The organism is Pseudotabrizicola sp. 4114 (assembly GCF_031457365.1).
Taxonomy (GTDB): domain Bacteria; phylum Pseudomonadota; class Alphaproteobacteria; order Rhodobacterales; family Rhodobacteraceae; genus Pseudotabrizicola.
In genome coordinates, this window is sequence record NZ_JAVDWP010000006.1 from 202,240 (window position 1) to 226,158 (window position 23,919).

A 23,919-nucleotide genomic window follows, 5' to 3' on the forward strand; every position below is an offset into this window, starting at 1 on the left:
ATTCCGATATGGCACGCGATACCAAAGCATCCCGCACCAAGAAAAAAGAGCGCAAGAACATCGCCGCTGGCGTGGTTCATGTGAACTCTTCGTTCAACAACACCAAGATCCTGATCTCCGATGTTCAGGGCAATGCGATTTCGTGGTCGTCCTCGGGCACCATGGGCTTCAAAGGCTCGCGCAAGTCGACGCCTTATGCCGCTCAGATGGCTGCCGAAGATGCCGCCCGCAAAGCTCAGGAACATGGCATGAAGACTGTTGAAGTCGAAGTGCAGGGTCCGGGTTCGGGCCGCGAATCGGCGCTGCGCGCGCTGGCGGCTGTTGGCCTGAACATCACCTCGATCCGCGACGTGACTCCGCTGGCGCACAACGGCTGCCGCCCGCCAAAGCGCCGCCGCGTCTGATCGGCAGATATACTGTCGGGCCGTGCGACATCGCACGGCCCGATTTCGGCATTTAAGGACCCTCGGGCGTCCCACCGCTTGCTGGACATGGGCAATGGGACAAGGATGGAGGCGACAGCATGATCCATAAGAACTGGCAAGAACTGATCAAACCGACCCAACTGGTTGTAAAACCGGGATCGGATGCGGCGCGCGTGGCGACCGTGATCGCCGAACCGCTGGAGCGCGGCTTTGGTCTGACGCTGGGCAATGCCCTGCGCCGCGTGCTGATGTCGAGCCTGCAGGGCGCGGCCATCACCTCGGTGCAGATCGACAACGTGCTGCACGAGTTTTCCAGCGTCGCTGGCGTGCGCGAAGACGTGACCGACATCGTGCTGAACCTCAAAGGCGTGTCCATCAAGATGGATGTCGAAGGGCCGAAACGCCTGTCGATCTCGGCCAAGGGGCCGGGCGTTGTGACGGCGGCGGATATCTCGGAGTCAAACGGCATCGAGATTCTGAACCGTGAACACGTGATCTGCCATCTTGATGATGGTGCGGATGTGTTCATGGAACTGACCGTCAACACCGGCAAAGGCTATGTCAGCGCCGACAAGAACCGCCCCGAAGACGCGCCGATCGGGCTGATCCCGATTGATGCGATCTATTCGCCGGTGAAAAAAGTCAGCTACGAAGTGCAGCCCACCCGTGAGGGCCAGGTGCTGGACTATGACAAGCTGACGATGAAGGTTGAAACCGACGGCAGCCTTACGCCGGATGACGCCGTGGCCTATGCCGCGCGCATCCTGCAAGACCAACTGTCGATCTTCGTCAACTTCGACGAGCCAGAATCGGCGAAACTGGGCGAAGTCGATGCGGGTCTGGAATTCAACCCGCTGCTCTTGAAGAAAGTCGACGAGCTGGAACTTTCGGTCCGCTCGGCCAACTGCCTGAAGAACGACAACATCGTCTATATCGGCGATCTGATCCAGAAAACCGAAGCCGAAATGCTCCGCACCCCGAACTTCGGCCGCAAGTCCTTGAACGAAATCAAGGAAGTGCTGTCGGGCATGGGTCTGCATCTGGGCATGGAAGTCGAAGACTGGCCGCCAGAGAACATCGAAGATCTGGCCAAGCGCTTCGAGGACCAGTTCTAAGAATACGGGGGGCAGCGATGCCCCCCAACCACAAATGCCCGGACCGCCGGGGAACAACTGGGCCACAAGCCCCAAGGTGAGTGCAGCCGCACGTAGGCCGCACCGGACAAAGCAAAACACGCGATCAGGAGATTTCCATGCGTCACTCAAACGGCTACCGCAAACTGAACCGGACCCACGAACACCGCAAAGCGATGTTCGCCAACATGGCCGGTTCGCTGATTGAACACGAGCAGATCAAGACCACCCTGCCGAAAGCCAAAGAACTGCGTCCGATCATCGAAAAGCTGATCACGCTGGCAAAGCGCGGCGATCTGCACGCCCGCCGTCAGGCGCATTCGCAGCTCAAGCAGGACATGCACACCGCGCGCCTGTTCGAAATCCTCGGCCCCCGCTACAAGGACCGTCAGGGCGGTTATGTGCGCGTGCTGAAAGCGGGCTTCCGCTATGGCGACATGGCGCCGATGGCGATCATCGAGTTCGTTGACCGCGATCCGAATGCCAAGGGTGCCGCCGACCACGCCCGCACCGAAGCGTTCGAGGCAGAATAAGCCCGGCCTTCCGGCCAAGTTTACGGCACAGCCCGCCCTGGAAACAGCGGCGGGCTTTGTCTTGCGCGAGGGGGCTGGTTGAAACTGTGGTTCGCTTTGCCATATCCAGATGCACCACCACAAAGGGATGCCCCATGCTCCGCCTTGTCGCCGTGATCCTGCCCCTGAGCCTTCTCTGTGCCACCCCGCTCGCCGCCCAGACCGAGACCCGCCCCCCGGCATCAACTGCCGAAATCAGCCTCAGCTTTGCCCCGGTGGTCAAATCGACCGCCCCGGCAGTGGTGAACATCTACGCCAGCCGGGTGGTCGAGGAACAGCTGTCGCCGTTTGCCGGCGATCCGTTCTTTGACCAGTTCTTCAGCGGCTACGGCCAGTCCCAGCCCCGGGTGCAGAATTCGCTCGGCTCCGGGGTGATTGTGTCCGCCGATGGCATCGTGGTGTCGAATTACCATGTGGTCGGTCAGGCGACCGAAATCCGCGTCGTGCTGAACGACCGCCGCGAATATGCCGCCGAGCTGATCCTGGGCGATGAGGAAAGCGATCTGGCCATCCTGCGCCTGCAGGACGCCGAAGATCTGCCCGCGCTGGAGTTCCGCAACTCTGATGAGGTCGAGGTCGGCGATCTGGTGCTGGCGATCGGCAATCCGTTCGGGGTGGGGCAGACCGTGTCTTCCGGCATCGTCTCGGGTCTGGCGCGCAGCTCGGTCGAACTGGGGCGCGGCTATTTCATTCAGACCGATGCGGCGATCAATCCGGGCAATTCCGGTGGCGCGCTGGTGGATATGAAAGGCAGGCTGGTCGGCATCAACACCGCGATCCTGACCCGTTCGGGTGGCTCCAACGGCATCGGCTTTGCGATCCCCGCCAATCTGGTGCAGACCGTGGTGGCGCAGGCCGTCGCGGGCGGCGCGCGGTTTGAACGGCCCTGGGCGGGCGTGCAGGGGCAAGCGGTGGATGCCGGGCTGGCGGCGGCGATGAACCTGCCGCGGCCTGACGGGGTGCTGCTGGTCGATCTGCACCCCGACAGCCCGTTCGGCAAGGCAGGTCTGCGCCCCGGTGATGTGGTGCTGTCGGTCGCGGGCGAGCCGACCAACACCCCGCAGGAAATGATCTTTCGTCTGTCAGCACTTGGCATCGGGGCCACGGTGCCGGTGACCTATCTGGACGAGGATGGCACCTCGACCGTTGATGTCACCCTGATTGCCCCGCCGGACAGCCCGCCGCGCGATCCCGTCTCCATCACCGACCCGGTGGCGCTGCGCGGGCTGAGTGTCGCCCGGATCAACCCGGCCCTCAGCGCCGAGATCGGGCTTGCGACCGAGGCGGAGGGCGTGGTGGTGACCGCCGCTCAGGACCTGGCCGCGCAGATCGGCCTGCGCTCCGGCGATGTGCTGCTGGCAATCAATGGCCGCCCGGTCGCCGCCCCACAGGATGTGGCCGCAGCGGCGCAAGAGCAGACCCGCCGCTGGGCCATCGACGTGAACCGGGGCGGCCAGATCGTGCGGCTGCGCTTCCGCCTCTAGCTCTTGGGGGCGCAGCGGCGTAACGTAGACCCATGGCAGACCTGTTTGACACCGCAAGCGCAACCCCCAAAGCCGAAGGCCCCCGGCCCTTGGCCGACCGTCTGCGCCCGCAAACGCTGGCCGAGGTGATCGGGCAGGCGCATGTGCTGGGCCCCGAGGGGCCGCTGGGGGCGATGCTGGCGGCAAAGTCGCTGTCGTCGCTGATCCTGTGGGGGCCGCCCGGCGTCGGCAAGACCACCATCGCGCGATTGCTGGCGCGCGAGACCGATCTGGCGTTTGTCCAGATATCCGCCATTTTCACCGGCGTGCCGGAATTGCGCAAAGTGTTCGAATCCGCCAAAATCCGGCGGCAAAACGGGCAGGGCACGCTGCTGTTTGTTGATGAAATCCATCGCTTCAACAAGGCGCAGCAAGACGGCTTTCTGCCGCATATGGAGGATGGCACCATCCTTCTGGTCGGGGCCACCACCGAAAACCCCAGTTTCGAGCTGAACGCAGCGCTTCTGTCCCGGGCGCAGGTCATCGTGCTGGAGCGGCTGAACCTCGCCGATCTGGAACGGATGATGCAGCGCGCCGAGATGGAACTTGGCCGCACCCTGCCGCTGACCGGTGAGGCGCGTGAGGCGCTGTTGGAAATGGCCGATGGCGATGGCCGCGCGCTCCTGAACCTGACCGAGCAGGTGGCGGCGTGGCGCATCGACAAACCGATTGACCGCGATCAGCTGGCCACACGCCTGATGCGCCGTGCCGCCAAATACGACAAATCGGGCGAAGAGCATTACAACCTGATCTCTGCCCTGCACAAATCCGTGCGTGGATCAGACCCCGATGCAGCGCTCTACTGGTTCGCCCGGATGCTGGAGGGCGGCGAAGACCCGCGCTTTCTGGCCCGCCGTCTGACCCGGATGGCGGTCGAGGATATCGGGCTGGCTGAGCCGCAGGCGCATTCGGTCTGTCTGGACGCGTGGAACACCTACGAGCGGCTGGGCAGCCCCGAGGGAGAGCTGGCGCTGGCCAATGCGGTGGTCTACCTCGCGCTCGCCCCGAAATCGAATGCGGTCTATGTCGCCTACAAGGCCGCCCGCGCCAGTGCCCGTGACACCGGCAGCCAGATGCCGCCGCGCCACATTCTGAACGCGCCGACGAAGATGATGAAGGATATCGGTTATGGCGCGGGCTACGCCTATGACCATGAGGCCGAGGACGGGTTTTCCGGGCAGGACTACTTCCCCGAGGGCATGAAACGCCCGGTGTTCTACCTGCCGCCCGAACGCGGGTATGAGCGCGAGCTGAAAAAACGGGTAGAGTATTTTGCCAAACTGCGGGCAAAACGGCAGGGCGGTTAGCGCTGCGCGCGCCGCAGCCGTGGGTGCCTCCGGCGGGAGTATTTTTGCCAAGATGAACGGACAAGCGGTGTTCAGGCAAGCTCCGGCTCGTGAGCGCACGTTGACAATTCCGCCCAACACACGCAAAGACCGGGGAATGATCCTGACCCTGTCTCATGTTGCCCTTGGTGGGGCCATTGGCGCTTGCCTGCGCTATCTGGTGAATGTCGCCAGCATGCGGCTGTTTGGGCCGGGCTTTCCCTATGGTACGCTGGCGGTGAATATTGCGGGATCATTCCTGATGGGCATTCTGGTCGTAATGCTGGCGGAAAAGGGCGGCATGCGCTTTGCGCCGTTTCTGATGACCGGCATCCTTGGCGGTTTCACCACATTTTCGGCCTTTTCGCTCGACACCGTTACCCTGTGGGAGCGTGGGCAAAGCTGGCTTTCGCTGGGCTATGTCGGGGCCTCAGTCTTTCTCTCGCTTGCCGCACTTCTGGCGGGCCTCCAACTTGCAAGGTCTTTGACATGAGTGGCGTACTGAACCTGACGGTGTCTGAAGATGAGGGTGAACAGCGGCTGGACAGGTGGTTCAAGCGGCGCTTTCCGCAGCTGACCCAAGGCCATGTCGAAAAGATGTGCCGCACCGGGCAGATCCGGGTCGATGGCGCGCGGGCGAAAGCGGCCGATCGCATCGCCCCCGGCCAGACCATCCGCGTGCCGCCCTTGCCCGATACCGAAGCGCCCAGCCGCTCGCCCGAAAGCCGGATCTCGGCGGCGGATACCAAGCTGATCCAGAACGCGGTGTTGTGGAAGGATGAGCATATCATCATCCTGAACAAACCCGCCGGCCTGCCGTCGCAAGGCGGCTCGGGGCAGGGCGACCGGCATGTGGATGGCTTGGCCGAGGCGCTGAAGTTCGGCTACAAGGAAAAGCCCAAACTGGTGCACCGGCTGGACAAGGACACCTCGGGCCTCTTGATGCTGGCGCGCACCGACCGGGTGGCGCGGGCGCTGTCCGAGGCGCTGCGCCATCGCAACACCCGCAAGATCTATTGGGCGCTGGTCGCGGGCGTTCCGCACCCGCGTCAGGGCAGCATCAAATATGGGCTGCTGAAGGCCCCCGGTGGCGGGCGCGGCGGCGAGGGCGAAAAGATGCTCTGCATCCATCCCGCCAAGATGGCCGAGTTCCCCGATGCCAAACGCGCCCACACCGACTTTTTCACGCTCTGGTTCCTCGGCACCCGGATGAGCTGGATGGCGCTGGAGCCGGTGACGGGCCGCACCCACCAGTTGCGCGCGCATCTGGCCGAACTGGGCCATCCGATCATCGGTGATGGCAAATACGGCAGCACCGCGCAGGAAAACATGGGCGATGGCTGGGGCGCGCAGGCGGGGGGCGAGATGTCCAAGAAAATGCACCTGCATGCCCGCAGCCTGTCGGTCCAGCACCCGATCACCAAGGAAATGATGACCTTTACCGCACCCTTGCCCGAACACATGGCGCGGACATGGAAGCTGTTGGACTGGAACGAAAAAGACGTACCCGCCGACCCGTTTGAGAGCCTGCGGTGAGCGCCTGGGCGGCAAAGCGGTTCTGGAAATCGGCGCAGCCAGAGCCGTGTGACGGCGGCTTTACCGTCCGGCTCGATGCCCGGGCGGTGAAGACCCCGGCCAAGCAGCCGCTGGTGCTGCCCACGTTTGCGATGGCGCAGGAGATCGCCGCCGAGTGGGACCAGCAGCAGGGGCTGATCAAGCCGGACACCATGCCGCTGACCCGCGCTGCGAACTCTGCCATCGACAAGGTGGCCCCGCAGATCGACGGCGTGGTGGACGAGATTGCCAATTACGGCACCACCGACCTGCTGTGCTATCACGCCACCAGTCCGCAGCCGCTGATCGACCGGCAAGCCGCGCGATGGACCCCGCTGCTTGACTGGGCGCGCGACACGCTGGACGCGCCGCTTGTCGTGACCCAAGGGGTGATCCCGGTGCCGCAGCCCGCCGTCTCGCTGACGACCCTGCGGGCGCATGTGGCCGCGCACAGCCCGTTCCAGCTGGCGGCGCTGCATGACCTTGTTGCCATTTCCGGTTCACTGATTTTGGGGCTTGCTGTGACTCGACGCAGGCTTTCCGGCGCCGAAGCCTTTGCCCTGAGCCGAATCGATGAGGCGTGGCAAAACGAGCTTTGGGGTGAGGACGAAGATGCCGCCCGGCTGGAGGCGCTGCGCCGCGACGCGTTCCTGACCGCAGAGCGATTCTTTGCATTGTGCGGGTAACAATCCTGCTCAAAACGCAGGCGGTACGATGCCAACTTGCCCGTGACAGCCTCTAAACTGCCTGAATGCAAAGAATTTAGGCAATTTTATGTGATATGCTTGACCTTTCAAACCGCTTCGGAGGAAACTGTCCTGACTGGGAGAGGCTCACCTCCACTAGTTTCGTCCCCGCCCGCCCATCAACCGGCCTCGGGGCATAAAAAACGTCGGCACAAGGCCGACAACTCAGGATGAGGTAAGAATGAAACAATCCGTATTCCTCGGCACCCTCGCGGCCACCACCCTGTTCGCAGGCATGGCACTGGCGCAGGGCACCTCGACGCTTGATACCGTCAAGGCCCGTGGCGAACTGAACTGCGGCGTCAACACCGGGCTGGTCGGCTTTGCCGCCCCGGATGCAAGCGGCAACTGGCAGGGCTTTGACGTTGCCCTGTGCAAAGCCGTCGCCGGCGCGATCTTTGGCGATGCGTCGAAAGTGGTCTATATCCCCACCACCTCGTCGGACCGCTTTGAACAGCTGACTTCGGGCAAGATCGACTTTCTGATCCGGAACACCACCTGGACCTTCTCACGCGATACCGACCTGAAAATGGATTTTGTCGGCGTGAACTACTATGACGGTCAGGGCTTCATGGTCCGCACCGATCTGGGCGTGTCTTCGGCAAAAGAGCTGAACGGCGCCACGATCTGCATCCAGACCGGCACCACCACGGAATTGAACCTGGCTGACTACTTCAAAGCCAACAACATGACCTATACGGCGGTTCCGATCGAAACCAACGCCGAAGGCGAACAGCAGTATCTGGCTGGCGCTTGCGACGCATACACCACCGATGCTTCGGGTCTGGCTGCCACCCGTGCGGCATTTGCCGATCCGGAAAACCACATCATCCTGCCGGAAATCATCTCCAAAGAACCGCTTGGGCCTGCAGTGCGCCACGGCGACAGCGCCTGGGGCGACGTGATCCGCTGGACGATGAACGCTCTGGTTGCTGCTGAAGAATTCGGCATCACCTCGGCAAACATCGACGAACTGGCGACCTCGTCGCAGAACCCGGAAGTGCAGCGTTTGCTGGGCTCGTCGGACAATCTGGGCGCGATGATCGGGCTTGACGCCGAATGGGCGAAGAACGCGATCAAAGCCGGTGGCAACTATGGCGAGATCTTTGCGGCCACCATCGGGGAATCGACCCCGATCGGTCTGGCGCGCGGTCTGAACGCCCAGTGGACCCAGGGCGGTCTGCTCTACACCCCGCCGTTCCGTTGATCGGCTGAAACGACCGGGGCGCGCCAGCAAGGCGCGCCCCTTCCAAATAGAGAACAGGGTTATCCGCAGCGTCGGGGGAACACCCCCACACATAAGGGCAAAGCCCGGGGGCGCGCGGACTTCAGGGGAAAATAAATGGCCGTAGTCACGGAAGAACCGAAAGCTGGCTTTCGGCTCGGGATGCTAATCTATGACACCCGCTACCGTTCCATAACCATTCAGATCGTTGTGCTCATGCTGGTGATGTTGGGGGCTGCCTGGCTCATCGACAACCTGTTGCGCAACCTTGATGCGCTGGGGCGTGGCATCTCGTTCGGGTTCCTGTGGAACCGGGCAGGTTACGACATCAACCAGACGCTGGTGGACTACACCAACGACAGCAGCCACGCCCGCGCCACGCTGGTCGGTCTGCTCAACACGCTGCTGATCGCCGTTCTGGGCTGTATCGCGGCGACGGTGGTGGGCGTGATCGCCGGGGTGCTGCGGCTGTCGAAAAACTGGGTGATCGCCCGGCTGATGACAATCTACGTCGAGGTTTTCCGCAACATCCCGCTCTTGTTGTGGATCCTCATGATCTACACCGTCTTTACCGAGGCGCTGCCCGCCCCGAACGCCTTTCGCGGCGACACTCCGGCGGCGTCTATGGTGCTGTTTGACACGGTGGCCTTTACCAACCGCTACACCGCCATTCCCTGGCTGATCTTTGACCGCTCGCTGGGCTGGCTGCCCCTGGGCCCGCTGTGGCTGAACCTTGACCTTGCGCTGATCGTCGCGGCTCTGGTCGGCGGTTTCCTGATCAACCGCACCATCCTGCGCCGCGCCACCCGGATCCAAGAGGCCACCGGCCTGCGCCCAACCACCTGGTGGCAGTCACTTCTGGCGCTGTTCGGGCCGATCATTGTGGTGTTTCTGGCGCTTGGCACCCACATCGACAGCCCCTCGCTGCAAGGCTTCAACTTCACCGGCGGCTTGCAGGTGTCGAACTCGCTGGTGGCGCTGTGGCTGGCGCTGACGCTGTATACGGCGGCTTTCATCGCCGAAATCGTCCGCGCCGGGATCAACGCCATCTCACGCGGGCAGTCCGAGGCCGCTTTTGCCCTCGGCCTGCGCCCCGGCCGCACGATGAACCTGATCATCCTGCCGCAGGCGCTGCGGGTCATCATCCCGCCGCTGATCTCGCAATACCTGAACCTGACCAAGAACTCGTCGCTGGCCATCGCCGTCGGCTACATGGACCTGCGCGGCACGCTGGGCGGCATCACGCTGAACCAGACCGGGCGCGGGCTGGAGGCGATGATGCTGTTGATGCTGATCTACCTGATCATCAGCCTGCTGATCTCGTCTGCGATGAACGTCTACAACAATTCCGTCAAGCTGAAGGAGCGCTGAGATGAACACCAGTACCAGCACCTTCGTCCGCACCGAAATGCTGCCCGAACAATCGCCCCCGATCACCGAAGCGGGCGCGGTCAAATGGGTGCGCGAGAACCTGTTCTCGTCCGTCCTCAACGGCATCCTGACCATTCTGGGCATCGCTGTCGTCGCCTACATCATCGTCGGCATCGCGCCCTGGCTGTCCCGCTCGGTCTGGAACGCGGGCAGCCTGTCCCAATGCCGTCAGATCATCGCCGAGCGTTGGGGTGACGGACAAACCGGCGCCTGCTGGGCGGTGATCCGCGAACGCTGGCCGCAATACCTGTTCGGCTTCTACCCGTCGCACCTGTACTGGCGCCCGGTTCTGGCCTTTGCCCTGCTGTGCGTCGCCGTGGCGCCGGTGCTGTTTGACAAGCTTCCGCGCAAGATGCTGTGGTTCTCGCTGGTCTACCCGGCGGTGGGCTTCTGGCTGTTGTGGGGCGGCTCGGTCTGGGTGCCGGTGTCCGCGCTTGCCGGTTTCGCCATCGGCTATTTTGCGGCCAAACTGGTGCAACCCGTCGCCGGAACCATCCTCGCCACCATCGCCGCCGTGCTGGCCCCGGTGCTGTGGTGGCTGTTCCTCGCTGGTCCTGTCGCTGATGCGCTGCAATCCATCATCCCGATTGCGCTGCAAGGTGTGCGCTCACGTGAGTTCGGCGGCTTTGTCCTCGCCTTCACCATCGGCTTCACCGGCATCGCCTTTTCGCTGCCGCTTGGCGTGATGTTGGCGCTTGGCCGCCAGTCCGACATGTTCATTGTCAACAAACTGTCGGTCGGCTTCATCGAGTTCATCCGCGGTGTGCCGCTGATCACCCTGCTGTTCACCGCCTCGCTGCTCTTGAACTACTTCCTGCCGCCGGGCACTGATTTCGACATCATCCTGCGCGTCATCATCATGGTGGTGCTGTTCGCCGCCGCCTACATCGCCGAAGTGGTGCGCGGCGGTCTCGCCGCCCTGCCACGCGGCCAGTATGAAGCCGCCGACGCTCTGGGGCTGGATTACTGGAAGGCGCAGCGCCTGATCATCATGCCGCAGGCGCTGAAAATCTCGATCCCCGGCATCGTCTCCACCTTCATCGGCCTGTTCAAGGACACCACCCTCGTTGTCTTCGTCGGCCTCTTGGACCCGCTCAAGGGCATCACCGACGCCGTCCGCGCCTCCACCGACTGGAAGGGGATCTATTGGGAACCCTACATCTTTGTCGGCGCCATCTTTTTCCTCTTCTGCTTTGGCATGTCCCGGTACTCGATGTACCTGGAATCCAAGCTGAAAACCGATCATCGCTAAGGGAGCCGGAACATGTCCGAAGCCATCGCGCGCGAAATTGACCGCAGCCACATGCAGGTCAGCAACGAAGTCGCCATCCAGATCAGCCAGATGAACAAGTGGTACGGCACCTTTCACGTGCTGCGCGACATCAACATGACCGTCAACCGGGGGGAGCGGATCGTGATCTGCGGCCCCTCCGGGTCGGGCAAATCCACCCTGATCCGCTGCATCAACCGGTTGGAGGAACACCAGCAGGGCCAGATCATCGTGGATGGCACCGAACTGACCTCTGACCTGAAAAACATCGACAAGGTCCGGTCCGAGGTTGGCATGGTGTTCCAGCACTTCAACCTGTTCCCGCATCTGACCATTCTGGAAAACCTGACGCTCGCCCCGATCTGGGTCCGCAAGACCCCGAAAGCCGAAGCGATCGAGGTGGCGATGCACTACCTGCGCAAGGTGAAAATCCCCGAGCAGGCCAACAAATACCCCGGCCAGTTGTCGGGCGGCCAGCAACAGCGCGTGGCCATTGCGCGCTCGCTGTGCATGAAACCGCGCATCATGCTGTTCGACGAACCCACCTCCGCCCTCGACCCCGAGATGATCAAAGAGGTGCTCGACACCATGATCGAACTGGCCGAAGAGGGCATGACCATGCTCTGCGTCACCCACGAGATGGGGTTTGCGCAGGCGGTGGCGAACCGGGTGATCTTCATGGATCAAGGCCAGATTGTCGAACAGAACTCCCCCAAAGAGTTCTTCAACAACCCGCAATCGGACCGGACAAAACTGTTCCTGTCGCAGATCCTCGGACACTGATCCGCGCCGGATGTTTCGGAAAGGGGCCCTCCGGGGCCCTTTTTGCATCTTGTGCAAGCGCGGCCGGTCTGAAAACTGGGGTCATGACCGTTCCGGAAGGCAAACAGCACATGGCCACCCCCCCGACCTCCCGCGTGGACAGGCTTTTGTCCTCCATGGGCTATGGCTCGCGCAGCGAAATGGCGCAACTGGCCAAGGGCGGGCGCATCACGCTGGACGGGGCTGTACTGTCAGACGCGTCCGCGCGCATCCGCGTGACCCCCGATCTGCCCACCCGCATGCAGATCGACGGTCAACCGATTGATCCGGTTGTGGGTCTGGTCATCCTGCTACACAAACCTCTGGGCATGACCTGTTCGCACAAAGAGGCGGGTCCGCTGGTCTATGACATCCTGCCGCCCCGCTGGCGGCAGCGCAGCCCGGCGATTTCCACCATCGGTCGGCTCGACAAGCAGACATCGGGCCTGCTTCTGCTGACCGATGACGGCGCGCTGCTGCACCGCGTGATCAGCCCGCGCCGCCATGTCGCAAAAACCTATCGCGCCCGGCTGGCCCGCCCGCTGAACGGGACGGAAGCCGCGCTGTTCGCGTCAGGGGAACTGATGCTGGAAGGCGAAGCAAAGCCGCTGGCTCCGGCGCAGCTGCAAGTGATCTCGGAGACCGAGGCGCTGCTGACGGTGACCGAAGGCCGCTATCATCAGGTGCGCCGCATGTTCGCCGCCACCGGAAACCACGTTGAAGACCTGCACCGGATAAGCCTGGGGGCTCTGGCCCTGCCGGACAGCCTGGCGCCCGGTCAGTGGACGCTGCTGAACGATGACCAGATCGCACTGATCTTTGCATGATCAGGGGCCGACGCCGGCCGACGCCTTGCCGGTCGCAAGCGCCTTATCCGGCGCTCTTGTCCGCCGCCTTGGCCTTCAGCTCTTGGCCCGGCTTGGCGCTGCGGTCTTTCTGGCGGCCCTGATCCTTGAGTCGTTTCGGGCTGCCTGATTGCGCTAAGTCCAGAACCTGTCGCCTTATGACTGATCCCGAAAGCGTTCCTCAGCCCGAAACCGCGCGATCCAGTCCTCACTTACCCGATCCGCCAGCTTCCGCACACCGGGCCGGACCGGATCGGCGTGGGCCGGGTCCAGTCCAAGCGCCGTCAACACGCTGCGCAGCGTATCAACCGGGGCCGCAGACAGCGCGTCATACGTCAGGCGCAGCGGGGCAATCCCCTGCTGCGTAAACCAGTCGCGCCAGCCGGCATCCTGCTCCGTAAGGGCGTCGATCTGTGTTCTGATCGCTCTCGCATCATAGACCGGCGGTTGATGCGGTGCCGACCGCTCCAGTTCCGATCCGTCCGCCGCAACATGCCACAGGCCCGATTGCTCTGCCTTGATCAGCGAAACCGCCTGCGCCAGCTTGTCTTCGCGGGACAGGTGGATAAAAAGAATGCGGCCAAACACGTGCTCCAGACAGTGCCTGTCGGACAGGCCCGCCGGGCTGACTTGCCGCAGCTTGTCACACAGAAACCCAAAGCCAGACCGTTGCTGGCGCAGACCAAAGAGCGGGGTTGTGCCGCGCCCCCTGACCATCGCGGCGGCAATCACCGCCCGGATCGCCTCGGTTTCCGGCAGGTTGCCCGGTGGAATGCCGAGCTCTTCCATCCAGTCTGCAACCGAGGGCTCGTAGAAATAGGAGTCTGGCCGCCCGGCCACGCCGCAATCGGTCAGCAGCCTGCACAGCAATGTGCTGCCGCTGCGCGGCGCGGTGCAGATGATATAGGAGTCATACCGCATCAGCCCTGTTCCTCGCGTCACAAACCCCCGCTTCGGCAGGGGCAGCAGGGCAGGGACTTATTCCTCAGTCTTGCCCGCCGCCTTGGCCTTCATCCGCTCCAGCAGTTCTTCCTTGCTGGGCCGCAGGTTCGGGGTCTTGGTCGGGGCCTTGGCCTTCAATTCCTTGCCCGGCTTGGCGCTGGGGTCTTTCTGGCGGCCCTGATCCTTGCTCAGTTTCGGGTTGCCTGATTTCGCGTAGTCCATGGGCTGTCGCCTTGTTTTAGATCCTGATCATGCGTCATGCCTGAAACCGGGCACCGCCGCAAGCGGTGCCCAAAGGGTGGCTCTGTGCGGGAAACCGTTAAGAATTGGTAAATCCCACAGGGTCAAGCCCTTGATTTCATGGGCTTCCCGCCCGTGTAACACAGGGGGAAACCCATGGGCAGCTGTCAGGCCATGATCTCGCGCGGAACGATGAAATCATCCACCACCCCCTGCCCGAAGCCCACATCCGCCCAGGTGTCGGCCACAAAGTCGACCACCAGCGTCGCCCCGGTCGGATAGCGGCTGAACTCCGGATTGACCGGGGCATGCGCCACGATCCGCGCCGCAAATTCCGCGATGCCGGGGTTATGCCCGACCATCATCACCGTATCCGCCGTCGCATGGCGCAGCACCGCCAGCATCACCTCCGCCCCGGCATGATAGAGCGCAGGCTTCAGCTCCGGCTCCGGCGTCCCCGGCAGCGCGGGCGCGATCCCGGCCCAGGTCTTGCGGGTCCGCAAGCTGTCCGAGCACAGCACCTGTCCGGGCACATAGCCCCGGCTCGCCAGCCATTGCCCCAGATCCGCCGCCGCCGCCCGGCCCCGTTCGTTCAGAGGGCGGTCATGGTCCGGCGTCAGAGGATCATCCCAGCTCGATTTCGCATGCCGCGTCAAGATCAGGCGCTTCATTCCTACTCCCCCCGAATACAGGCGGTTATCCCGCCCTGTGGAATCGCCCCATGTGATAGGCCGACTGTTCGGCAAGTCTTGCATAGCCTTGCGACACCGGGCAAGCGCGCCGAACCCTGCACCCCGCTGCCAGACAATCGGCGCCATCGGGCTGATCCAGAAATGCGTGGCAGGCCGCCACGTCATAGCCACCCACGGACAGCGCGCCGACCGGGCAGGCCGTGACACAGGGCTGCGCACAGCTGTCACAGGGGCGGGACGCAGCACCACAGTCCAGCGCCTGCGGCACGATCAGTGCCCCCCGCATGCTGACCAGCAGCCCCTGTGTGTCATGCACCAGAACCCTGACCGGGCTTTCCCAGATCCGCCCGGTCCGCAAGGCCCAGCCATAAAACGGGTGCCAGGGCGGCCCGCCAAAGGGAAACCGCGCCTTGCCATCCAGATCACAGGCCAGCCGCCCGATCACCCGCCGCGACCAACGGTCGACCGGATCAGGGCCGCCCCATTCCGGCTGCGCCTTCAGGTGCGGCCAGAACCCCGGCTCGCGCGGCCCCAGCAGGATCAGGGTCCGCGCCCAGGCCGGAAACCCCGGCTCGCCCGTACAGTCAAACCCGCCCAGAACTTCCAGGCAGTGCGGTTCCAGCAATGCGGTCAGAAGGTCAGGGCTCGGCTCTGGCATTTGCTGCTTCCTAAATACTCCCGCCGGAGGCGTCCCGCGACAGCCCCCAAAGCAACGGTCAGATCACCGTCGCACCAGCGGTTTCACCCGCGGTTCGGTTGATCGGATCTGGCTGCCCGCGCCGTGATCGGTGAACAACTCCAGCAGGCAGGCGTTCGGGATGCGGCCATCCAGAATGGTCACCGCCCGCGTGCCCTGTTCGATCGCCAGCAGCGCGGTTTCGGTCTTGGGGATCATCCCGCCCGAAATCACGCCATCCGCCGTCATCTGCCGGATCTCGTCCGGGGTGATCTGGGTCATCACCTCGCCCGCCGCATTCTTGACACCCTGCACATCGGTCAGCAGCAGCAGGCGGTCGGCCTGCAACGCGCCGGCAATCGCCCCGGCAGCGGTATCGCCGTTGACGTTGAAGGTCTCGTTATCGGCCATGCCGGTGCCCACTGGCGCGATCACCGGGATGATCCCGGCGTTGTACAGATCGCGCAGCACCTGCACGTTCATCTCGACCGGACGGCCGACAAAGCCCAGCTCCGGGTCATCGGCCTCACACACCATCAGGTCGTCATCCTTGCCGGAAATGCCGACGGCGCGGCCACCGGCATCCATGATCGCCTGCACGATGCGCTTGTTGACCAGACCCGACAGGATCATCTCGACCACCTGCACGGTGGCCTTGTCGGTCACCCGCTTGCCGCGCACGAATTCAGACTTGATGCCCAGCTTGTTCAGCATGTCGTTGATCATCGGCCCGCCGCCATGCACCACGACCGGGTTCACGCCCACCTGACGCATCAGCACGATGTCGCGGGCGAATTCGGCCATGGCGGCATCATCGCCCATGGCATTGCCGCCGAACTTCACCACCACGACCGAGTCGGCGTAGCGTTGCAGATAGGGCAGGGCTTCGGACAGCATCTTGGCGGTGTTCAGGGCATCTTGCATGGTCAGGGTCTGCTGTTTCATGGGGCCTCCGGGGTTGCGTGGTTGGTAGCGTCTTTGGCTCCACCTGCCAAGCGCCGTGTCCCGGCTTGTCTTTCCCGACCGTAAGCGTAGGGTTTGTTCAACTCAAGGAGACAGCCATGTCCGAACCGAAAACCATCGTCCTGACCGGCGCATCGCGCGGGATCGGGCATGCCACGGTCAAGCGGTTTTCAGCCGAGGGCTGGCGGGTGCTGACCTGCTCACGCCAGCCGTTTGATGCGCGCTGTCCCTGGCCGGGGGGCGAAGAGAACCATATCCAGATTGATCTGTCCGACCCGAACAAGACCATCGCGGCGATCGAGACCATCAAGAGCAAGATCAACGGCCGGCTGGATGCGCTGGTCAACAACGCCGGGATCAGCCCCAAAGGGCCGGATGGCGCGCGGCTGAACACCCTGGACACCGATCTGCGGACCTGGGGTCAGGTGTTTCATGTCAACTTCTTCTCTTCCGTCATCATGGCGCGGGGGCTCAAGGATGAGCTGGCGGCGGCCAAGGGATCGGTGGTCAACGTGACCTCAATCGCCGGGGTGCGGGTGCATCCGTTTGCGGGCGCGGCCTATGCCACGTCAAAGGCGGCCCTCGCCGCCCTGACGCGCGAGATGGCGCATGATTTCGGGCCCTTGGGGGTGCGGGTCAACGCGATTGCGCCGGGCGAGGTCGAGACCGCGATCCTGTCACCGGGCACCGACAAGATTGTCGAAAAGCTGCCGATGCAGCGTCTGGGTCAGCCGAAAGAGGTGGCCGATGTGATCTGGTTCCTGTGCTCGGACCAGTCGAGCTATATCTCGGGCGCCGAGATCGAGGTGAACGGCGCGCAGCATGTCTGACCGGCAGCATCCCCCGCTTGTGGTCGCTGGTTGCGCGGCGCGGCCAGCGGGACCGCTTGACGCGCGACCCCTTGGGCCGCATATCCGGGCAACCCTGCGGAGGCCAGCATGCTTGACGATGCCGACGACATTCACCCGCTGTTTTACGGCGCGCCCAAAGGGCTGGAGTTCCGCAAGCTGCGCAAGCGGCTGGTGCAACAGGCGCGCGAAGCGATTGACACCTATGGCATGGCCAAACCGGGAGAGCGTTGGCTGATCTGCCTGTCGGGCGGCAAGGACAGCTACACGCTGCTGGCAGTGCTGCACGAGCTGAAATGGCGCGGGCTGCTGCCGGTGGACCTCTTGGCCTGTAATCTGGATCAGGGCCAGCCCGGCTTTCCCGCCACCGTCTTGCCGGAATTTCTGACCCGCATGGGGGTGGAGCACCGGATCGAATATCAGGACACCTATTCGGTGGTGATCGACAAGATCAAGCCGGGCGGCACGATGTGCAGTCTGTGCTCGCGGCTACGACGCGGAAACCTGTACCGCATCGCGCGGGAAGAGGGGTGCTCGACCGTCGTTCTGGGTCATCACCGCGATGATATTCTTGAGACCTTCTTCATGAACCTGTTTCATGGCGGGCGTCTGGCCTCGATGCCGCCGCGTCTGCTGAATGAGGATGGCGATCTGTTCGTTGCCCGGCCCCTCGCCTTTGTCGCCGAGGCGGATTGTGACCGTTTTGCCCGGGCCATGGGCTATCCGATCATTCCCTGCGATCTGTGCGGCTCGCAGGAAGGGTTGCAGCGCGCGCAGGTGAAAAAGCTGCTTGATGAATGGGAGGCGCGGGTGCCGGGGCGGCGGCAGGTGATGTTCCGGTCGCTGATGAATGTGCGCCCCTCGCATCTGGCTGACCCCGGCCTGTTCGATTTTGCCGGCTTGATGCAGCAGGCAGGAACAAATGCAGAAAATCTTCCGCAACTTCGGGATTTGGATTAAGCATTCGGATACCCTTGGCCGCCTAGCCTGAGTGGACGAGGGTGACGGGCCCACGTTACGACGGGGGCACCATGAACAGGACTTCCTCAGCCAGATTTTCGGTCCGGGCTCTGCTGCGCCGGGTGTCAGGGGGGGATGGTCTGGTTTTGTTGCCTGCCGTTTCCGTTGCCGCCTTCTGGTTCGGGGGGGAGGTGGCCTTGCTGACGCTGGCCATCGCTGTACCGGTGGCCTTTGCCTTGATCGGGCTGCGCCGGATGCGGTCGCGCGTGCCCGACCTTGCGCCCGGCTATGATGGATTCGCGACCGAGGCGCGGTTTGTCGCCAATCTTGATCAGGTGCTTGCCGGTGTGGCGATCCATGGCCGCACCACGGCGTGTTTCGTGTTGATGTTCGATGAACTGGACATGCTGGTGGACCGGCACGGCCGGCTGGCCTTTGACCGTGTGATGATGCGCACGGGGGAACGGCTGGGCCTGTCGCTGCGCGAAGGCGACGTAGTGGCGCGGCTGGCAGGCCATGGCTTTGCCGTCAGCCTGGGTCCGGTGCGCCGGTTTGATCTGGAAGCGGCGGTACAGATGGCGGTGCGGTTGCAGTCGGCAGTCAGCGCGCCTTTGGCGGTGGATGACATGACGGTGTATCCGTCCCTGTCGGTCGGGTTCTGTCTGGCAGATCGTGCCCCCGCCCCGCTGGGCGGCCCTTTGCTCGATGCGGCTCAGGCCGCGGCGGATGAGGCGCTGCGCAATGGTCCCGCCGCAATCCGCGCTTATCAGCCCGATATGGCCCGCCGCCGCGCTGACCGCGCCGCATTGCGCGCCGGTCTGGAACATGCGCTGGATGAGGGGCAGATCCGCCCGTGGTTTCAGCCGCAACTGTCCACCGATACCGGTGAGATCAGCGGATTTGAGGCTTTGGCCCGCTGGCACCACCCCGAGCGCGGGATCATCGCCCCGTCAGAATTTCTGCCGCTGGTCGAGGACGCGGGCCTGTCAGAGCGTCTGGGCGAGGTGATTCTGTACGGCGCATTGTCGGCGCTGACCCGGTGGGACAAGGCCGGGCATCACATCGCGCGGGTCGCGGTCAATTTTTCGGCCTCGGAACTGCGCAACCCCCGCCTGCCTGACAAGCTGAAATGGGAGCTGGACCGGTTTTCCCTCGCCCCGCCGCGCCTGACGGTCGAGGTGCTGGAAACTGTGGCGGCACGGTCTGACAATGATGTGATCGTGACCAATCTGGCCCGGATTGCCGAACTGGGCTGTGGCATTGATCTGGACGATTTCGGTACCGGGCAGGCGTCAATCGCCAATATCCGCCGCTTCGCCGTGCGCCGGATCAAGGTCGACCGCTGCTTTGTCTCGCGCAGTGACACGGACCCCGAACAGAAACGCATGGTCGCGGCGATCCTGTCGCTCTGCGACCGGCTTGGTCTCGACACCGTGGCTGAAGGGGTGGAAACCCCCGGTGAGCATGTAACGGTCGCACAGCTTGGCTGTGGCCATGTCCAGGGCTTTGGCATTGCAAGACCGATGGCGGTCGAGGAAACCTTTGGCTGGATCGCCCGGTATGAAATGGGCAGGGCGCGGACCAGCCAGATCCGCCACACGCAATAGGGTGAACTGGCCTCGCCCCGGGCCAGTCGGGCAGGCGGGTGCCGGCGTCGGACCGGTCGACCGGACTGCCGCCGTTCAGGCGGCGAAAGCCGGACGGTGGCGGATCTGCCGCATCAATACTCAGGCCGAAACAGGAAAACCGCTTGACCTTTCCCGCCCCCTTCTGTTGAACGACCGCTGACCTGAACAATGGTGGCGGAAGTCCCGATGGACGATCAGAACAAGAACCTCATCCTCGCAACCGTGCTGTCCTTTGTGGTCATCATGGTCTGGTTTGTGATGTTTCCTCCACCTGAGCCGGTGATTGACCCCAATGCAAACACCCCGGCGGTGACGCAGACCGATGGAACCACGCCGCCGGCTGCAACGCAGCCCGGAGCGACCGTATCGGCGGATGGTGCAGCCCCGACGGCGGAAGCGCCGCGGTTGACCATCGACACGCCGGAGCTGACCGGCTCGATCTCGCTGCTGGGCGGCCGGATCGACGATCTGGAGCTGAAAACCTACAAGCAGACGCTGGACGAAAACTCCGGCATCGTGCGCCTGCTGGCGCCGGTGGGGCAGCCAAATGCCTATTACGCGCTGTTCGGCTGGGGCCCCGCCGGGGCGCTGAACTTCGAAGACGTGCCGGGGGCCAACACCGAGTGGATGCCCGCAGGCGGCGGCACCCTGTCGCCGGGCCAGCCGGTCACGCTGCGTTGGGACAATGGCAACGGCCTGAACTTCACCCGCCAGATCGCGGTGGATGAGCATTTCATGTTCACCGTGACCGAGAGTGTGCAGAACACCGGCGCTGCCGAGGCGCGGCTGTTTCCCTATGGCATCGTCGCCCGTCACGGCAAGCCGACCAATCTTGAGAATTTCTTTGTCAGCCACGAAGGCGTGGTCGCCCGCGCCGATGGCAAGCTGACCGAGACCGATTACGATGACGTGGCAGATCTGCCGCTGGTCGACCGCGAAGGCGCTCAGGCGCAGGTGGTCGAGGCGCAGACCGATGGCTGGATCGGCTTTACCGACAAATACTGGATGACGGTTCTGGTGCCGGAACAGGGCAAGCCCTTTACCTCGGTTACGAAATTCGTGCCTCAGGCCAACATCTACCAGACCGAAACCCGTCAGGCCGTTGTTGCGGTGGCTCCGGGTGAGACGGTGACCTCGACCCAACGGCTGTTTGCCGGCGCCAAGCGCTGGGAGACCATCCGCGCCTATCAGAACGAGGGCGCTGTAGGCACCACCGCCCAGCCGATCCCCGGCTTTATCGACGCGATCGACTGGGGCTGGTTCTTTTTCCTGACCAAGCCGATCTTTGCGATTCTGCACTGGCTGAATGCCAATATCGGCAACATGGGCGTGGCGATCATCGCGCTGACCTTTATCCTCAAGCTGCTGGTTCTGCCGCTGGCCTATAAATCCTATGTCAGCATGGCACGGATGAAAGAGCTGCAGCCCGAGATGGAGGCGCTCAAAGAGCGTGCCGGCGACGACAAGCAGATGATGCAGCGCGAGATGATGAAGCTGTACAAGGAAAAGAAGGTCAACCCGGCTGCGGGCTGCCTGCCGATCCTGATCCAGATCCCGATCTTCTTTTCGCTCTACAAGGTCGTTTTCGTCACCATCGAACTGCGCCACGCGCCGTTTTTTGGCTGGCTGAATGACCTGTCCGCGCCGGACAGTTCGTCAATCTTCAACCTGTTTGGCCTGCTGCCCTGGGCTTCGCCGGAGCCTGGCACGATTCTGGCGCTGGTGTTCATCGGCATTCTGCCGATCCTGCTGGGCATCAGCATGTGGCTGCAGCAAAAGCTGAACCCCGCGCCCTCTGATCCGACGCAACAGATGATCTTTGCCTGGATGCCCTGGATTTTCATGTTCATGCTCGGCGGCTTTGCCAGCGGGCTGGTGGTGTACTGGATCACCAACAACGTGATCACCTTTACCCAGCAATACGCCATCATGCGCAGCCATGGTCACAAGCCGGACCTGTTCGGCAACATCAGGTCGGGTTTCAAGAAAAAGCCGCCTGTTATTCCGGTGGCTGACAAGAGCACGAAGCCGAAGAAGAAATGATCCGGCTGGCCCAGATCTGCCGCCATCCGATCAAATCCATAGGTTTTGAGGAACTGGCAAGCGCGCCCCTTACACAGGGGCGCGCTTTGCCGTTCGACCGGGAATGGGCGGTGCTGCATGAGGCGGCAAAAGCGGATGCTCTGACCGCATGGACGCCGAAGATGAATTTTCTGCGTGGCGTGGCCGGGCCAGAGCTGATGGCGATCCGCGCCCGGCTGGATGAGGGCGCGCGGCGGGTGACCTTGAGTCATCCGACGGCGGGTGAAATCACGCTGGCCCCCGATACCGACAGCACAGCACTTGTGGCGTGGTTGCGGCCGCTCTGGCCGCTCGACCGGCCTGCGCCTGCGCGGGTGGGGCACGTGCCGGGGCAGGCGATGACCGATGTGCCCGAGCCGTTTGTGGCGGTGCTGAACCTTGCCTCCAACGCCGATCTGGGCGCGCGGCTGGGGCGAGATCTGTCGGTGCACCGCTGGCGCGGCAATCTGTGGCTGGAGGGGCTTGCCCCCTGGGCCGAGTGGGATCTGCTGGGCCGCACGCTGCGGATCGGCGGGGCCGAGCTGCGGATCGAGCAGCGCATCACCCGTTGCAAGGCGACGACCGTTAACCCGGAGACGGGAGCAGTCGATGCCGACACGCTGGGCGCGCTGCAACGCGCGTTTGGCCATCAGGACTTTGGCACCTATGCCATGGTCACAAAATCCGGTCCCATCGCGCGTGGCGACCAAGTGGAGGTGCTATGAGCGCTGTGCGTTTTCCCTTGGCCGAGATGCCTGACCTTGGGCCCCGCGAAAAGGGGCGGCTGCTGTTTGCCGGGCCGGTCGATTTTGTCAAAGGCGTGGTCGCCATGCCGGGCCTGCCACCGGCAGACCGGCTCGAGGTGTGCTTTGCCGGGCGGTCCAATGTCGGTAAATCCAGTCTGATCAACGCGCTGACCGGGCGCAAGACACTGGCGCGGGCGTCGAACACGCCGGGCCGGACGCAGGAAATCAACTATTTCGCACTGGGCGAGCAGCGCTATATGGTCGACCTTCCCGGCTATGGTTATGCCGAGGCGCCGCTGGCGGTGGTCGAAAAATGGCAGGCGCTGCTGCGGTCGTATCTGCAAGGCCGTCAGACCCTGCGGCGGGCCTTTGTGCTGGTCGACACCCGGCACGGGATCAAGGCGGTGGATCAGGAGATCCTGTCGCTTTTGGACAAATCCGCCGTGACCTTTCAGGTGGTGATGACCAAGGCCGACAAGGTGAACGCGGCCACGCGCGAGGCCAATATCGAACAGGTGCAGGCGGCGCTGACCAAGCATCCGGCGGCCTATCCGGAAATCGTCATCACCAGTTCGGAAAAGGGTGAGGGGATCGAAACCCTACGCGCGATCATCGCCACGCTGGAGTGAGGCATCATGCGCCGGGTCAGCCCCCGGCACCGGGTCATAGCCATGCCCACCCCAAGGGTGGCAGCGGCACAGGCGATGGGCGGTCAGATAGCCGCCCTTGAGGCCGCCATGGCGCTGCAGTGCCTCCAGCGCATAGGCGGAGCAGGTGGGCTGATAGCGGCAGCCATGCCCGACCCAAGGCGACAGCAGCAGGCGATAGGCGCGCACCGGCAGCGCCACCAGATGCGCCAGCGGGGTCATGCCCGTGGCGCGTGGATCGCACGCAGCGCGGTTTCCAGATCGGTCAGCAATTGGGCAAAGGGGCGGTCCACGGTCACGCCGGGGCGGGCCACCAGCACATAATCCCATCCGGGCTGTGCCAGCTGTGGCAATACGGCACGCGCAATTTCCCGCAGACGACGCTTGGCGCGGTTGCGGAACACGGCATTGCCGATTTTCTTGGAGGCGGTAAAGCCGACCTGCACGCCCGGCTTGCCATCATTGCGGCAGCGGGCCTGCACCAGAAAGCCACCGGCACCCTGCCGACGGGCCGAAGCCGTTCGCAGGAATTCGGGGCGGTGGCGCATAGTCGTTATGCAAAGTGAAACCGCCGGAGGCGCAACGGGCGCTTCGGCAATGCCTTGGCCCATTTCCTCCGGCGGCGTCATGTCTTGCCTGTCCATAAGCGGCCCTGAACGGGGCCGG

At 63.5% G+C, this 23,919-nt stretch carries 26 protein-coding genes; 19 read left to right on the top strand and 7 right to left on the bottom strand.

Going from position 1 to position 23,919, the window contains the following annotated elements:
• The first annotated feature begins 8 nt into the window (after positions 1 to 8).
• The 13 genes from rpsK (at position 9) to J2X53_RS15560 (ending at position 12,832) form a co-directional block, all read left to right on the top strand.
• Entirely contained in the window at positions 9 to 404 is a 396-nt protein-coding gene (rpsK, locus tag J2X53_RS15500; protein ID WP_103334365.1) for a 30S ribosomal protein S11, read from the top strand.
• Between the two features lie 119 nt (positions 405 to 523).
• Complete coding sequence (locus J2X53_RS15505; RefSeq protein WP_135433348.1) at positions 524 to 1,540, top strand: DNA-directed RNA polymerase subunit alpha; 1,017 nt, start codon at positions 524 to 526, stop codon at positions 1,538 to 1,540.
• A 137-nt stretch (positions 1,541 to 1,677) separates the two neighbouring features.
• Positions 1,678 to 2,091, top strand: coding sequence for a 50S ribosomal protein L17 (gene rplQ, locus J2X53_RS15510; protein WP_103334367.1), 414 nt, complete (start codon positions 1,678 to 1,680; stop codon positions 2,089 to 2,091).
• A gap of 134 nt (positions 2,092 to 2,225) precedes the next feature.
• Positions 2,226 to 3,614, top strand: a complete 1,389-nt coding sequence (locus tag J2X53_RS15515; RefSeq protein ID WP_349038391.1) for a Do family serine endopeptidase — start codon at positions 2,226 to 2,228, stop codon at positions 3,612 to 3,614.
• 32 nt (positions 3,615 to 3,646) lie between these two features.
• A complete protein-coding gene (locus J2X53_RS15520) occupies positions 3,647 to 4,960 on the top strand; it encodes a replication-associated recombination protein A (RefSeq protein ID WP_349038392.1) in 1,314 nt (437 codons plus the stop codon).
• 136 nt (positions 4,961 to 5,096) lie between these two features.
• Entirely contained in the window at positions 5,097 to 5,471 is a 375-nt protein-coding gene (crcB, locus tag J2X53_RS15525; protein ID WP_349038393.1) for a fluoride efflux transporter CrcB, read from the top strand.
• Positions 5,468 to 6,514 (top strand): RluA family pseudouridine synthase, encoded by a 1,047-nt coding sequence (locus J2X53_RS15530; RefSeq protein ID WP_349038394.1) that lies wholly within the window; start codon positions 5,468 to 5,470, stop codon positions 6,512 to 6,514. Before crcB ends, J2X53_RS15530 begins: the two co-directional genes overlap by 4 nt.
• Positions 6,511 to 7,218, top strand: a complete 708-nt coding sequence (locus J2X53_RS15535; RefSeq protein ID WP_349038395.1) for an ATP12 family protein — start codon at positions 6,511 to 6,513, stop codon at positions 7,216 to 7,218. Before J2X53_RS15530 ends, J2X53_RS15535 begins: the two co-directional genes overlap by 4 nt.
• Before the next feature lie 241 nt (positions 7,219 to 7,459).
• On the top strand, positions 7,460 to 8,485 hold the full coding sequence (locus tag J2X53_RS15540; protein ID WP_349038396.1) for an amino acid ABC transporter substrate-binding protein: 1,026 nt from the start codon (positions 7,460 to 7,462) through the stop codon (positions 8,483 to 8,485).
• A 135-nt stretch (positions 8,486 to 8,620) separates the two neighbouring features.
• On the top strand, positions 8,621 to 9,874 hold the full coding sequence (locus tag J2X53_RS15545) for an ABC transporter permease subunit (protein WP_349038397.1): 1,254 nt from the start codon (positions 8,621 to 8,623) through the stop codon (positions 9,872 to 9,874).
• 1 nt (position 9,875) lies between these two features.
• A complete protein-coding gene (locus J2X53_RS15550; RefSeq protein ID WP_349038398.1) occupies positions 9,876 to 11,186 on the top strand; it encodes an amino acid ABC transporter permease in 1,311 nt (436 codons plus the stop codon).
• Positions 11,187 to 11,198: 12 nt separating this feature from the next.
• Positions 11,199 to 11,987 (top strand): amino acid ABC transporter ATP-binding protein, encoded by a 789-nt coding sequence (locus J2X53_RS15555; RefSeq protein WP_349038399.1) that lies wholly within the window; start codon positions 11,199 to 11,201, stop codon positions 11,985 to 11,987.
• Between the two features lie 83 nt (positions 11,988 to 12,070).
• Positions 12,071 to 12,832, top strand: a complete 762-nt coding sequence (locus J2X53_RS15560) for a 16S rRNA pseudouridine(516) synthase (protein WP_349038400.1) — start codon at positions 12,071 to 12,073, stop codon at positions 12,830 to 12,832.
• Positions 12,833 to 13,006: 174 nt separating this feature from the next.
• Here J2X53_RS15560 and J2X53_RS15565 read toward each other — a convergent pair whose 3' ends face one another.
• The 5 genes from J2X53_RS15565 to argB all read right to left on the bottom strand — a co-directional run bounded on the left by J2X53_RS15565 (position 13,007) and on the right by argB (position 16,345).
• Complete coding sequence (locus J2X53_RS15565) at positions 13,007 to 13,771, bottom strand: Stf0 family sulfotransferase (protein WP_349038401.1); 765 nt, start codon at positions 13,769 to 13,771, stop codon at positions 13,007 to 13,009.
• Between the two features lie 57 nt (positions 13,772 to 13,828).
• Positions 13,829 to 14,014 (bottom strand): hypothetical protein, encoded by a 186-nt coding sequence (locus J2X53_RS15570; RefSeq protein ID WP_304876452.1) that lies wholly within the window; start codon positions 14,012 to 14,014, stop codon positions 13,829 to 13,831.
• Between the two features lie 185 nt (positions 14,015 to 14,199).
• Entirely contained in the window at positions 14,200 to 14,703 is a 504-nt protein-coding gene (locus J2X53_RS15575; protein WP_349038402.1) for a histidine phosphatase family protein, read from the bottom strand.
• A gap of 25 nt (positions 14,704 to 14,728) precedes the next feature.
• Positions 14,729 to 15,382, bottom strand: coding sequence for a ferredoxin (locus tag J2X53_RS15580; protein WP_349038403.1), 654 nt, complete (start codon positions 15,380 to 15,382; stop codon positions 14,729 to 14,731).
• A gap of 63 nt (positions 15,383 to 15,445) precedes the next feature.
• Positions 15,446 to 16,345, bottom strand: coding sequence for an acetylglutamate kinase (gene argB, locus J2X53_RS15585; RefSeq protein WP_349038404.1), 900 nt, complete (start codon positions 16,343 to 16,345; stop codon positions 15,446 to 15,448).
• 116 nt (positions 16,346 to 16,461) lie between these two features.
• Between argB and J2X53_RS15590 the strand changes: the two genes are divergently transcribed.
• From J2X53_RS15590 to yihA, 6 genes are all read left to right on the top strand, one after another.
• Positions 16,462 to 17,193, top strand: coding sequence for an SDR family oxidoreductase (locus J2X53_RS15590; protein ID WP_349038405.1), 732 nt, complete (start codon positions 16,462 to 16,464; stop codon positions 17,191 to 17,193).
• Positions 17,194 to 17,301: 108 nt separating this feature from the next.
• On the top strand, positions 17,302 to 18,171 hold the full coding sequence (ttcA, locus tag J2X53_RS15595; RefSeq protein WP_349038406.1) for a tRNA 2-thiocytidine(32) synthetase TtcA: 870 nt from the start codon (positions 17,302 to 17,304) through the stop codon (positions 18,169 to 18,171).
• A 71-nt stretch (positions 18,172 to 18,242) separates the two neighbouring features.
• Positions 18,243 to 19,778 carry a GGDEF domain-containing phosphodiesterase gene (locus tag J2X53_RS15600; protein WP_349038407.1) on the top strand — a complete coding sequence of 512 codons (1,536 nt, stop codon included), beginning with the start codon at positions 18,243 to 18,245 and terminating at the stop codon, positions 19,776 to 19,778.
• 207 nt (positions 19,779 to 19,985) lie between these two features.
• Positions 19,986 to 21,842 (top strand): membrane protein insertase YidC, encoded by a 1,857-nt coding sequence (gene yidC, locus J2X53_RS15605; RefSeq protein WP_349038440.1) that lies wholly within the window; start codon positions 19,986 to 19,988, stop codon positions 21,840 to 21,842.
• Positions 21,839 to 22,585, top strand: coding sequence for an MOSC domain-containing protein (locus J2X53_RS15610; RefSeq protein WP_349038408.1), 747 nt, complete (start codon positions 21,839 to 21,841; stop codon positions 22,583 to 22,585). Before yidC ends, J2X53_RS15610 begins: the two co-directional genes overlap by 4 nt.
• Positions 22,582 to 23,235 (top strand): ribosome biogenesis GTP-binding protein YihA/YsxC, encoded by a 654-nt coding sequence (gene yihA, locus J2X53_RS15615; protein ID WP_349038409.1) that lies wholly within the window; start codon positions 22,582 to 22,584, stop codon positions 23,233 to 23,235. The genes J2X53_RS15610 and yihA overlap by 4 nt, the downstream gene beginning before the upstream one ends.
• Here the strand turns inward: yihA and yidD are convergent.
• Together yidD and rnpA are read right to left on the bottom strand one after the other, a co-directional pair.
• Positions 23,206 to 23,475: a membrane protein insertion efficiency factor YidD gene (yidD, locus tag J2X53_RS15620; RefSeq protein WP_349038410.1), complete on the bottom strand. Its 270-nt coding sequence runs from the start codon at positions 23,473 to 23,475 to the stop codon at positions 23,206 to 23,208. The two genes, yihA and yidD, sit on opposite strands and share 30 nt — an antisense overlap.
• Positions 23,472 to 23,801 (bottom strand): ribonuclease P protein component, encoded by a 330-nt coding sequence (gene rnpA, locus J2X53_RS15625; RefSeq protein ID WP_233517005.1) that lies wholly within the window; start codon positions 23,799 to 23,801, stop codon positions 23,472 to 23,474. Before rnpA ends, yidD begins: the two co-directional genes overlap by 4 nt.
• Between the last annotated feature and the right edge of the window lie 118 nt (positions 23,802 to 23,919).

Bases quoted from the DNA above. Each gene is read 5' to 3' on its own strand.
- crcB (WP_349038393.1), top strand. From the start codon at position 5,097: ATGATCCTGACCCTGTCTCATGTTGCCCTTGGTGGGGCCATTGGCGCT.
- J2X53_RS15550 (WP_349038398.1), top strand. From the start codon at position 9,876: ATGAACACCAGTACCAGCACCTTCGTCCGCACCGAAATGCTGCCCGAA.
- J2X53_RS15530 (WP_349038394.1), top strand. From the start codon at position 5,468: ATGAGTGGCGTACTGAACCTGACGGTGTCTGAAGATGAGGGTGAACAG.
- J2X53_RS15610 (WP_349038408.1), top strand. From the start codon at position 21,839: ATGATCCGGCTGGCCCAGATCTGCCGCCATCCGATCAAATCCATAGGT.
- J2X53_RS15570 (WP_304876452.1), bottom strand. From the start codon at position 14,014: ATGGACTACGCGAAATCAGGCAACCCGAAACTGAGCAAGGATCAGGGC.
- J2X53_RS15515 (WP_349038391.1), top strand. From the start codon at position 2,226: ATGCTCCGCCTTGTCGCCGTGATCCTGCCCCTGAGCCTTCTCTGTGCC.
- ttcA (WP_349038406.1), top strand. From the start codon at position 17,302: ATGCTTGACGATGCCGACGACATTCACCCGCTGTTTTACGGCGCGCCC.
- rnpA (WP_233517005.1), bottom strand. From the start codon at position 23,801: ATGCGCCACCGCCCCGAATTCCTGCGAACGGCTTCGGCCCGTCGGCAG.
- yidC (WP_349038440.1), top strand. From the start codon at position 19,986: ATGGACGATCAGAACAAGAACCTCATCCTCGCAACCGTGCTGTCCTTT.
- J2X53_RS15575 (WP_349038402.1), bottom strand. From the start codon at position 14,703: ATGAAGCGCCTGATCTTGACGCGGCATGCGAAATCGAGCTGGGATGAT.
- J2X53_RS15560 (WP_349038400.1), top strand. From the start codon at position 12,071: ATGACCGTTCCGGAAGGCAAACAGCACATGGCCACCCCCCCGACCTCC.
- yihA (WP_349038409.1), top strand. From the start codon at position 22,582: ATGAGCGCTGTGCGTTTTCCCTTGGCCGAGATGCCTGACCTTGGGCCC.
- J2X53_RS15565 (WP_349038401.1), bottom strand. From the start codon at position 13,771: ATGCGGTATGACTCCTATATCATCTGCACCGCGCCGCGCAGCGGCAGC.
- rpsK (WP_103334365.1), top strand. From the start codon at position 9: ATGGCACGCGATACCAAAGCATCCCGCACCAAGAAAAAAGAGCGCAAG.
- J2X53_RS15545 (WP_349038397.1), top strand. From the start codon at position 8,621: ATGGCCGTAGTCACGGAAGAACCGAAAGCTGGCTTTCGGCTCGGGATG.
- J2X53_RS15600 (WP_349038407.1), top strand. From the start codon at position 18,243: ATGAACAGGACTTCCTCAGCCAGATTTTCGGTCCGGGCTCTGCTGCGC.
- argB (WP_349038404.1), bottom strand. From the start codon at position 16,345: ATGAAACAGCAGACCCTGACCATGCAAGATGCCCTGAACACCGCCAAG.
- J2X53_RS15555 (WP_349038399.1), top strand. From the start codon at position 11,199: ATGTCCGAAGCCATCGCGCGCGAAATTGACCGCAGCCACATGCAGGTC.
- rplQ (WP_103334367.1), top strand. From the start codon at position 1,678: ATGCGTCACTCAAACGGCTACCGCAAACTGAACCGGACCCACGAACAC.
- J2X53_RS15540 (WP_349038396.1), top strand. From the start codon at position 7,460: ATGAAACAATCCGTATTCCTCGGCACCCTCGCGGCCACCACCCTGTTC.
- yidD (WP_349038410.1), bottom strand. From the start codon at position 23,475: ATGACCCCGCTGGCGCATCTGGTGGCGCTGCCGGTGCGCGCCTATCGC.
- J2X53_RS15580 (WP_349038403.1), bottom strand. From the start codon at position 15,382: ATGCCAGAGCCGAGCCCTGACCTTCTGACCGCATTGCTGGAACCGCAC.
- J2X53_RS15590 (WP_349038405.1), top strand. From the start codon at position 16,462: ATGTCCGAACCGAAAACCATCGTCCTGACCGGCGCATCGCGCGGGATC.
- J2X53_RS15505 (WP_135433348.1), top strand. From the start codon at position 524: ATGATCCATAAGAACTGGCAAGAACTGATCAAACCGACCCAACTGGTT.
- J2X53_RS15520 (WP_349038392.1), top strand. From the start codon at position 3,647: ATGGCAGACCTGTTTGACACCGCAAGCGCAACCCCCAAAGCCGAAGGC.